This window comes from Rhodopseudomonas sp. WA056 (assembly GCF_010906995.1).
Lineage (GTDB): Bacteria > Pseudomonadota > Alphaproteobacteria > Rhizobiales > Xanthobacteraceae > Rhodopseudomonas > Rhodopseudomonas palustris_G.
On sequence record NZ_QPFS01000042.1, the window covers coordinates 25,272 to 34,758 of the forward strand.

6 protein-coding genes are annotated in these 9,487 nt (G+C 64.8%); 5 read left to right on the forward strand and 1 reads right to left on the reverse strand.

Annotated elements, in window-relative coordinates:
• Window positions 1-89: 89 nt before the first annotated feature.
• The gene (locus tag DU475_RS10785) at window positions 90-830 is read left to right on the forward strand and encodes a metallophosphoesterase family protein (protein ID WP_164632145.1); all 741 of its coding nucleotides are present in this window, start codon (window positions 90-92) and stop codon (window positions 828-830) included.
• Window positions 831-833: 3 nt separating this feature from the next.
• Window positions 834-2,273: a serine/threonine protein kinase gene (locus DU475_RS10790; protein ID WP_164632147.1), complete on the forward strand. Its 1,440-nt coding sequence runs from the start codon at window positions 834-836 to the stop codon at window positions 2,271-2,273.
• Between the two features lie 45 nt (window positions 2,274-2,318).
• On the opposite strand, the gene DU475_RS10795 is transcribed toward DU475_RS10790, so the two are convergent.
• On the reverse strand, window positions 2,319-2,969 hold the full coding sequence (locus DU475_RS10795; protein ID WP_047307333.1) for a BON domain-containing protein: 651 nt from the start codon (window positions 2,967-2,969) through the stop codon (window positions 2,319-2,321).
• A gap of 392 nt (window positions 2,970-3,361) precedes the next feature.
• Here DU475_RS10795 and DU475_RS10800 point away from each other — a divergent pair, with 392 nt between their 5' ends.
• The 3 genes from DU475_RS10800 to DU475_RS10810 all read left to right on the forward strand — a co-directional run bounded on the left by DU475_RS10800 (window position 3,362) and on the right by DU475_RS10810 (window position 9,184).
• A complete protein-coding gene (locus DU475_RS10800; RefSeq protein WP_164632148.1) occupies window positions 3,362-5,716 on the forward strand; it encodes a phosphoketolase family protein in 2,355 nt (784 codons plus the stop codon).
• Between the two features lie 174 nt (window positions 5,717-5,890).
• Window positions 5,891-6,394 carry a response regulator gene (locus DU475_RS10805; RefSeq protein ID WP_013503516.1) on the forward strand — a complete coding sequence of 168 codons (504 nt, stop codon included), beginning with the start codon at window positions 5,891-5,893 and terminating at the stop codon, window positions 6,392-6,394.
• A gap of 639 nt (window positions 6,395-7,033) precedes the next feature.
• The gene (locus DU475_RS10810) at window positions 7,034-9,184 is read left to right on the forward strand and encodes a methyl-accepting chemotaxis protein (RefSeq protein WP_164632150.1); all 2,151 of its coding nucleotides are present in this window, start codon (window positions 7,034-7,036) and stop codon (window positions 9,182-9,184) included.
• The last annotated feature ends 303 nt before the right edge of the window (window positions 9,185-9,487 follow it).

Consider the following 9,487-nt stretch of genomic DNA (forward strand, 5'->3'; position numbering starts at 1 on the left):
TTTTCGTCCGGGATGAAAACGCGACGGCGCCGGAACGACGATCGGAAACCGCCCTTGCCGGAGCGGTACAGGGAGCAGGAGGGGGCGCGGTGCTGCTGGGGCTTTTCGCCGACATTCACGCCAATCGGCCGGCGTTCACCGCATGCCTTGCCGACGCCCGCGCGCGCGGCGCCGAGCGCATCGTCCTGCTCGGCGACTATGTCGGCTACGGCGCCGATCCGGACTGGAGCGTGAGCACGGTGCGCGATCTGGTGGCGGACGGCGCAATCGCGGTGCTCGGCAATCACGATGCCGCGATCGGCAATCCGAAACTGCAGATGAACGCCGAAGCGGAGGCCGCGATCGAATGGTCGCGCGGCCAGCTCGATTCGGCGCAGCGCAAGTTTCTGGCCGATCTGCCGATGCGCCACGAGGAGCACAGCCTGCTGTTCGTGCATTCGGAAGCGACCCGGCCGGAGGCCTGGATCTACGTCACCGACACCTCGGTCGCGTCGCGCAGCATGCAGGCGGTCTCGGCTCACGTCACCTTCTGCGGTCACGTCCACAAGCCGGCGCTGTATTCGCTGTCGGTCACCGGCAAGATGACCACCTTCGTGCCAACGGCCGACGTACCGGTGCATCTGTTGCCGGGGCGGCAGTGGCACGCGGTGCTCGGTTCGGTGGGGCAGCCGCGCGACGGCAATCCGGCCGCAGCCTACGCGTTGTACGACACCGTCAAGCACGAGCTGACCTATTGCCGGGTGCCGTACGACGCCGGCGAAGCGGCGCGGCGGATTCGCGACAACGGCCTGCCGCTGTGGCTGGCCGATCGCTTGCTGGTGGGGCGCTAGGCGATGGACCAGGCCGTGTTGGAGCCCGGATCGACGCTCGACGGCTTCATCATCGAGGAGGCGATCCATCGTGGCGGCATGGCGACCCTGTTCAAGGTGCGCCGCGACGACGATCCGATGCCGATGGTGATGAAGATCCCCCGGCTCGGCGAGGGCGAGGATCCCGCCGCGATCGTCAGCTTCGAGATGGAGCAGATGCTGATGCCGCGGCTGTCGGGGCCGCACGTCCCGAAATTCGTGTCGATGCAGGACTTCTCCACCCAGCCCTATATCGTGATGGAACGGATCGCCGGCGAGCCGCTGCTCGCGCGCCTGCCGGAGCTGCCGCTCGGTGACGACGAGGCCGTCGCGATCGCGGCCAGGATTGCCACCGCGATTGCCGACCTGCATCGCCAGCACGTCATCCATCACGACATCAAGCCCAGCAACATCATGTTCCGCCCCACCGGCGAGGCGGTGCTGCTCGACATGGGACTGGCGTGCAGCGATCAGCTCCCCGACCTGATGCAGGAGGAATTCCGGCTGCCGTTCGGCACCGCGCCCTACATGGCGCCGGAGCGGCTGCTCGGCGTGCGCGACGAGCCGCGCAGCGATCTGTTTGCACTCGGCGTGCTGCTGTATTTCTTCACCACCGGGGTGCGGCCGTTCGGCGAGACCGAAACGATGTACGGGATGCGTCGCCGGCTGTGGCGCGACCCGCAGCCGCCGCGCAAGCTGCGTCCCGACTATCCGCCGTGGCTGCAGGAGATCGTGCTGCGCTGCCTGGAGATCGAGCCGGCTTGGCGCTATCCGACTGCGGCCCAGTTGGTGTTCGATCTCACTCACCCGACCGAGGTGAGGCTGACCACACGCTCCGAGAAGCTAAAGCACGATCCGCTGCGCACCGTGCTGCGCCGCCGCTTCAACAAGGAACTGACGCGGTCGCGGGCAGCCGAGACGATGGCGGCGCATCTGGCTTCGGCGCCGATCGTGGCGGTGGCGATCGACCTGGCCGAAGGCTCGGCGGCGCTGAACGAGGCGCTGCGCACCACGGCGTCGAGGATTCTCGCCACGCTGCCTTCGGCACGACTGGCATGTCTCAACGTGCTCAAGCTTGGACGCATGACCATCGACCGCACCCTGGACGAGCACGGCCACAACAAGCACGTCGATCGCCTGGTGCAGCTCAGGCATTGGGCGGAACCGCTGAAGCTTGAGGACGATCGTCTGACCGTCCACGTGCTCGAGGCGGTCGATCCGGCGACGGCGATTCTCGAATTCGCACAGGCCAGCCGCGTCGATCATATCCTGATCGGCGCACGGCGCAGCTCGGTGTTGCGTTCACTGCTCGGCAGCGTCTCGGCCAAGGTCGCGGGCGAAGCGGTCTGCACCGTGACGATCGTGCGTGAAGCCCAGGTCGCGCCGCCGCGGAGCGCGCCGCGGCAGGCGGCGCAGGACGCGTGACCCCGCATCGGGCGGGCCGGCACCGGCAGGTGCGGGAAGCCTGGATCAGTTGATCATCAGCCGGTCATCGACCGCTGCTACGCCGGGTGTCGACCATGCGGCGTTTTGCGCGGCGCGGCGCTCGTCCCAGGTATCGACACGGCCTTCCAGGATCACGATGTTGCCGTTCTTCACCGTGACGCGGATGCTCTTGGAGTCGATCTCGGCGTGGCGGCGCAGCGCCGACTCGATCTTTGCCCGGATGCAGGAATGATCGGCGAGCGGATTGTTGATGACGATGTTGTTGGTGACGCCGGTCACCCCGGCGAGCTTGCGGACGTCGTCCTCCGCCGCGGCGCGCTCGAAGTGCCAGTCGACCGTACCGGTCAGCGTCAGCCAGCCGTTCTCGACCTGCACGTCCACCGAGCTTGCGGGAACCAGCACGTTCCAATCCAGCAGATCGCAGGCGCGCTGCGCGATCTGATCGTCGGCGGTGCGATTGAACGGATAGCGGACCTCGATGTGATCGGTGATCGCGTGAACGCCCTTGACGCGCCGCGTCGCCGCGATCGCCGCGACCTTTTCGGCGTAGCAGATCACGTGACCGCTGAGGATGACGTTGTCGTTCTCGACAGCAACCTTGATGTGGCCGCTGTTGAAGCTCGGATCGAACTCGAACTCGTCAAGGATGTTTTGACGAAGCTGGGACTCGGACATTCGTGGCCTCAGGAGTACCGCTACGTTGACGCGCGGCATCTTCGTTGGTCGCGCTGCAAACACATTGATCAGAATCAAGAAGATTGCACCGTCGCGATTGATCCGCATCAAACATCGTGCCGGTTCGTCCGTCGCAGCACTGTCATTGATGCAGATGCGCACCTCACATGCGCGATGCGAGGAACGCCGTCGCCGCTGCTGCATGATTGGTCGCATTGCGTGGCGTTCGCGCATGACTATGTCACGCAAAGCTGACACTGTACCGCAGCCGATACGAGTGGCGCCGCGGTTTCGCAATACGTCGTTCCGGCGTCGATACGACTTTCGCCTGCGGTGCGAAGGGCTGCTCCTATGCACGAGCAGCCCACTCTGCCTCTAACCTGGAGATGATGATGTCCGACGTGTTGTCCCACGAATTGTTGCAGAAGATGGACGCCTATTGGCGCGCTTCGAACTATCTGTCGGTCGGACAGATCTATCTTCAGGACAATCCGCTGCTCGACCAGAAGCTGCAGCTCGAACACATCAAGCCGCGCCTGCTCGGACATTGGGGCACCACGCCCGGCCTCAATCTGCTCTACGTGCATCTCAACAGGCTGATCACCGAGCACGATCTCGACATGATCTACATCATCGGTCCCGGCCACGGCGGGCCGGGTCTGGTCGCGCACGCCTATCTGGAAGGCACCTACACCGAGCGCTATCCGGCGATCGAGCGCAGCCGCAACGGCATGCAGCGACTGTTCCGACAGTTTTCATGGCCGCACGGCGTGCCGAGTCACGTTTCGCCGGAAACGCCCGGCTCGATCCACGAAGGCGGCGAACTCGGCTACTCGCTGGCGCACGCCTATGGCGCCGCGTTCGACAATCCGAATCTGATCGTCGCCTGCGTGGTCGGCGACGGCGAGGCGGAGACCGGTGCGCTGGCGACGAGCTGGCATTCCAACAAGTTTTTCAATCCCGCCCGCGACGGCGCGGTGCTGCCGATCCTGCATCTGAACGGCTACAAGATCGCCAATCCGACGGTGCTGGCGCGGATCACGCCGCAGGAGCTGACCGATCTGATGCGAGGCTACGGCTACGAGCCGCACTTCGTCGAAGGCGACGATCCGGCGCTTGTCCACCAGACGCTGGCCGCGACGCTGGAACGCGTACTCGGCGACATCAAGGCGATTCAGGACAAGGCCCGCAATCACGGCGCCACCGAGCGGCCGCGCTGGCCGATGATCGTGCTGCGCACGCCGAAGGGCTGGACCGGACCCAAGCAGGTCGACGGCAAGCCGGTGGAGGGCACCTGGCGGGCCCATCAGGTGCCGATCGCCGATTTCAAGACCGCCGAGCATCTGACGCAGCTCGAAGACTGGATGCGCAGCTATCGCCCCGAGGAGCTGTTCGACGAAACCGGCAAGTTGCGCGACGAATTGCAGGCGCTGGCGCCGACCGGCCGCCGCCGCATGAGTGCCAACCCGCACGCCAATGGCGGCGAACTCCTGGAGCCTTTGTCGCTGCCGGATTTCCACGACTACGCGGTGACGGTTGCGGCGCCCGGCGCGCTGAAGGCCGAGGCGACGCGGGTGCTCGGCAGCTTCCTGCGCGACGTGATGAAGAACAGCCTCGACAGCCAGAATTTCCGGCTGTTCGGCCCTGACGAGACAGCGTCGAACCGGCTGGATGCGGTGCTGCAAGTCTCGCCGAAGGAGTGGATGGCGGCGATCGAGGACGTCGATGTCGATCTCGGCCCCGACGGTCGGGTGATGGAAGTGCTCAGCGAGCATCTGTGCCAGGGCTGGCTCGAAGGCTATCTGCTGACCGGCCGCCACGGTTTCTTCTCGTGCTACGAGGCGTTCATCCACATCGTCGATTCGATGTTCAACCAGCACGCCAAGTGGCTGAAGGCGTGCGCCACGATTCCGTGGCGGAAGCCGATCGCGTCGCTGAACTATCTGCTGACCTCGCACGTCTGGCGCCAGGACCACAACGGCTTTTCCCACCAGGATCCCGGCTTCATCGATCACGTCGCCAACAAGAAGTCGAACGTGGTGCGGATCTATCTTCCGCCGGACGCGAACTGCCTGCTGTCGGTGGCCGACCACTGCCTGCGCAGCCGCAACTACGTCAACCTGATCGTGGCCGGCAAGCAGCCGGAGTGGCAGTGGCTCGATATCGACGCCGCTGTGCGTCACTGCACCGCCGGCGCCGGCATCTGGAAATGGGCCAGCAACGACGATGGCGATCCCGACGTGGTGATGGCCTGCGCCGGCGACGTGCCGACGGTCGAGACGCTCGCGGCCGTGATGCTGCTGCGCGAATACGTTCCCGATATCCGCATCCGGGTCGTCAACGTCGTCGACCTGATGGTGCTGCAGCCGAGCTCCGAACATCCGCACGGCATGGACGATCGCCGCTTCGACGAACTGTTCACCACCGACAAGCCGGTGATCTTCGCCTTCCACGGCTATCCCTGGCTGATCCACCGGCTGACCTACCGCCGCCGCAACCACGTCAACATCCATGTCCGCGGCTACAAGGAGGAGGGCACCACCACCACGCCGTTCGACATGGTGGTGCTGAACGATCTCGATCGTTATCGGCTGGCGCTCGACGCGATCCTGCGCATCCCCCGGCTCGCCGGCCAGCGTGACGCCGCGACGTCGCGCTACTGGGCGACGATGCAGCGGCACAAGCTGTATATCGGCGAGCACGGCGACGATCTGCCGGAGGTTCGCGACTGGCGCTGGTCGATCTGATCCGGTCGGGACCGAGGGCCGGCGCGATCCGAACAATTGCGCCGGTTCGGTCAACGCCGCGTCAACTACCCGGGCATCCGACTGCGCGTTCGGCGGCGCGGTGTGCGATCGAATTAACCCCTGGTTGCACGGGTCTCGATATTGCTCGGCGACCGATTGACGGGGAGCCGAGCGATGCGCAGCGAAGAACGGACAGATCTGGCGCAGGCCGGACCAAACGCCGACCGCGTGCTCGGGCTGCTCGACCTGCTGGTGGTCGACGATGACCTGGTGCAGCGCATGCTGATCGCCGGTGCAGCCGAAAAGGCCGGCTACGCAGTCACTCATGCGGCGACCTGCGCCGAGGGTATCGCGCTGATCCGCGACAAGCATTTCGACTGCGTCACGCTCGATCTGAAGCTCGACGACGGCGATGGTGCCGACGTGATGCGGGCGATGGCGGCGGCGAAATACGAAGGGCCGATGATCGTGATCAGCGGTATGAACTCGCAGCATCGCCGCGCTTCGCGCGATCTCGCCAAGTCGCTCGGCATGGAGCTGTTGCAGAGTTTCCCCAAGCCGATCGATCTCGCCGCACTCCGCATCTCGCTCGCCAATCTGCGCAGCACCGTGGCCGGATTGCCGATCGTGCATTCCTGGGGCGAGGTGCGCGGCCCCCGGTTCGAACGCAATAGCTGAAAGCTGCGGCGTGCATCCGTGCGGCCGTCTGAATTGCGGTGCGCGACCCTCAATCGTCGTCTTTGACTTAAGTCTGATCGTTTACTCGATTCACGATCGCGCTTCACTGATTGCGTCGCCCCGATAGCGAACTTCTCGCCCAAAATCGGCAAATCACGCGGTTTTTCAGACAGTTTTACGAATAGGATAGATTTGGCTTTCTATCCTCGGAATCTTCCCAAGTAACGACCCATCCCTTGGGCAGCGTGCGTACTTCCGTTTCCTCGGTGCGATCCGGTGAAGCGTCGGAGAGTGGCGTACCTTGGAGATATTGAATGTTGATTATCATTCTAAAGTCGAATCCCGGTGAGGATTCCGTTGGTGCTCGAGTAGCCGACCGGAGGATGTTTCGCCGTGGCGGCAAATGTCTGAAATTGGCCTGAACGCCAGCGAGGCAAAGCGGGGCTGTCGCTTTCCGAAAGGTTCACGCGTCGATTGTAGCACCGCGCCCGAGCAGCGGTCGTCGTGCTCCCGAAGCCCGGCATCGGCCGGATGACCTGCAACGAAGCAGCCTGCGCCCGGTCTCGGGATGGCTGCGAAATCGAACAAATACGATCACGTCAGGCGAGCCCACCGGCTCGGAGCTGTTTGGAGTCTGAAATGCGCAAGAACTTGCCCGTCACCAGCGACGAGTACGTACTCGAAGATGGCACGTTGATCGTTTCGAAGACCGACGTCAAAGGCAAGCTGACCTATTTCAACGAACAGTTCGTCGCGGCGTCCGGTTTCAGCGAACAGGAATTGATGGGGCAGCCGCACAACATCGTGCGTCATCCCGACATGCCGGCCGAAGCGTTCCAGAACCTGTGGGACACGCTGAAGGCCGGACGGCCCTGGGTCGGCGCGGTGAAGAACCGGCGTAAGAACGGCGGCTTCTATTGGGTGCTCGCCAGCGCCACGCCGCTGTGGGAGAACGGCGAGGTGACCGGCTACATGTCGGTGCGGACCAAGCTGCCGGCCGATCAGCGCGCGGAGGCGGAGCGCGTCTACGAGCTGCTCGCGGCCAACAAAGCCCACGGCTACAAGATCGACGACGGCATCATCCGCCGGCGGTCGTGGCTGGACAAGTTTTCCGTCTTCACGCGGACGCTGAAGGCGCGGCTGACCACGCTGGTGACGGTGCAGGCGGTGCTGTTGATAGCCGTCGGCGCGGTCGGACTGTGGTCGACCCGCGACGCCAACCTGCGGCTGAGCACGATGTTCGGCCACCGCGTCGTGCCGCTGGAACAGCTCTACGTCATCAACGACCGGATGCTCGACAACGCGATGGCGCTGAGCGGCGCCGCGCTGCTCGCCAAGGCCGGACAGCAGGTACCGGATCTGACCCAGCGGATCGAGGCCAATTCCAAGACGCTGCTCAAGACCATCGCCGACTATCTGGCGACGGATCTGAGCCCGGAGGAGAAGCGGCTGGCGGAGTCGTTCGTCGAGCGCCGTCGCGCCTATGGCGAGCAGGCGACCCGTCCCGGCCTGCAATTGCTGCGGGACGGCAAGATCGACGAGCTCAGCGCGCTGGTGACCGGAAAAGGAAAGCAACTCTACGACCTCGCCAAGGCCGACCTCGACGGTCTGGTGGCGATCCAGACGCGGGTGGCGAAGGCCGAGTACGACGCCGGTCAGATTCAGTATGCCATGCTGTGGGCGATCTCGCTGGCGCTGCTGTCGCTCGGGCTGCTGCTCGGTATCCTGAACGGCCGCTTCACGATGCGCGCGATCACAGTGCCGATCGGCCGGCTGAACGCCGCGATGTCCAACATCGCCCAGAACAAGTTCGACAGCCGCATCGTCATCGATCGCGACGACGAAATCGGGGTCGCGCTGCGCAACATCCAGGCGATGCAGAACCAGCTCTACTTCACCCGCGAGGAAGAGAAGGATGCCGCTGGCAGGATGGCGCTGCAGCGCAAGCTCGACATGCAGCGGCTGGCGAACGAGTTCGAAGCCGCCGTCGGCGAGATCATCGAGACCGTATCGTCGGCGTCGACCGAACTCGAAGCCTCGGCCGGCACGCTGACTTCGACGGCGGAGCGGTCGCAGGGGCTGACGGTTGCCGTGGCCGCGGCGTCCGAGCAGGCCGCCTCCAACGTGCAGTCGGTGGCGTCGGCGACCGAGCAGATGTCGTCCTCGGTCAGCGAGATCAGCCGCCAGGTGCAGGAGTCGGCACGGATCGCGGTCGAGTCCGTCAGCCAGGCGCGGCACACCAATGATCGGGTCGGCGAACTGTCGGAGGCCGCGGCGCGGATCGGTGCGGTGGTCGAACTGATCAACAACATCGCCGGCCAGACCAACCTGCTGGCCCTCAATGCGACGATCGAGGCGGCGCGGGCCGGCGAGGCCGGACGCGGCTTCGCGGTGGTCGCGCAGGAAGTGAAGGCGCTCGCCGAGCAGACCGCGAAGGCGACCGGCGATATCAGTCAGCAGATCGCCGGCATCCAGGCCGGGACCGAGGAGTCGGTCGCTGCGATCCGGCAGATCGGCGTCACCATCGACCGGATGGCGGAGATCGCCTCCACGGTCGCGTCAGCGGTCGAGCAGCAGGGCGCCGCGACCCAGGAAATCGCCCGGAACGTTCAGCAGGCTGCGCACGGCACGATGGAGGTGAGTTCGAACGTCGCCAGCGTGCAGCAGGGGGCGGCGGAGACCGGCTCGGCGGCTTCGCAGGTGCTGTCGGCGGCGCGGGCATTGTCCCAGGACAGTAACCGGTTGAAGGCCGAAGTCAGTCGTTTCCTCGACACGGTCCGGGCAGCCTGAGCGGTGTCGGCTTCGCTCCGATACGGAGGCGCGCCGCCGACTTCGTACTCCTACGTGCCGCAAAATTAACGAGAGCGTAGGCGACGGCCGGATATGGCTGGCAATGGACATAAATTCCGCTTCCGGAGCGGAGGACCGCGACTTTGCGGCCACCGGAAGTTCAGGCAAGAGGCGTAACGCGTATGGACGATCTTCTTCGTGAGTTTTTGACGGAGACTTTCGAGAGCCTGGACACGGTCGACAACCAGTTGGTCCGTTTCGAGCAGGAGCCGAACAACGCGAAGATATTGGACAATATTTTCC

Excerpts from the sequence above, each read along its gene's own strand:
- DU475_RS10810 (WP_164632150.1), top strand. The coding sequence starts at position 7,034 with ATGCGCAAGAACTTGCCCGTCACCAGCGACGAGTACGTACTCGAAGAT.
- DU475_RS10805 (WP_013503516.1), top strand. The coding sequence starts at position 5,891 with ATGCGCAGCGAAGAACGGACAGATCTGGCGCAGGCCGGACCAAACGCC.
- DU475_RS10790 (WP_164632147.1), top strand. The coding sequence starts at position 834 with ATGGACCAGGCCGTGTTGGAGCCCGGATCGACGCTCGACGGCTTCATC.
- DU475_RS10795 (WP_047307333.1), bottom strand. The coding sequence starts at position 2,969 with ATGTCCGAGTCCCAGCTTCGTCAAAACATCCTTGACGAGTTCGAGTTC.
- DU475_RS10800 (WP_164632148.1), top strand. The coding sequence starts at position 3,362 with ATGTCCGACGTGTTGTCCCACGAATTGTTGCAGAAGATGGACGCCTAT.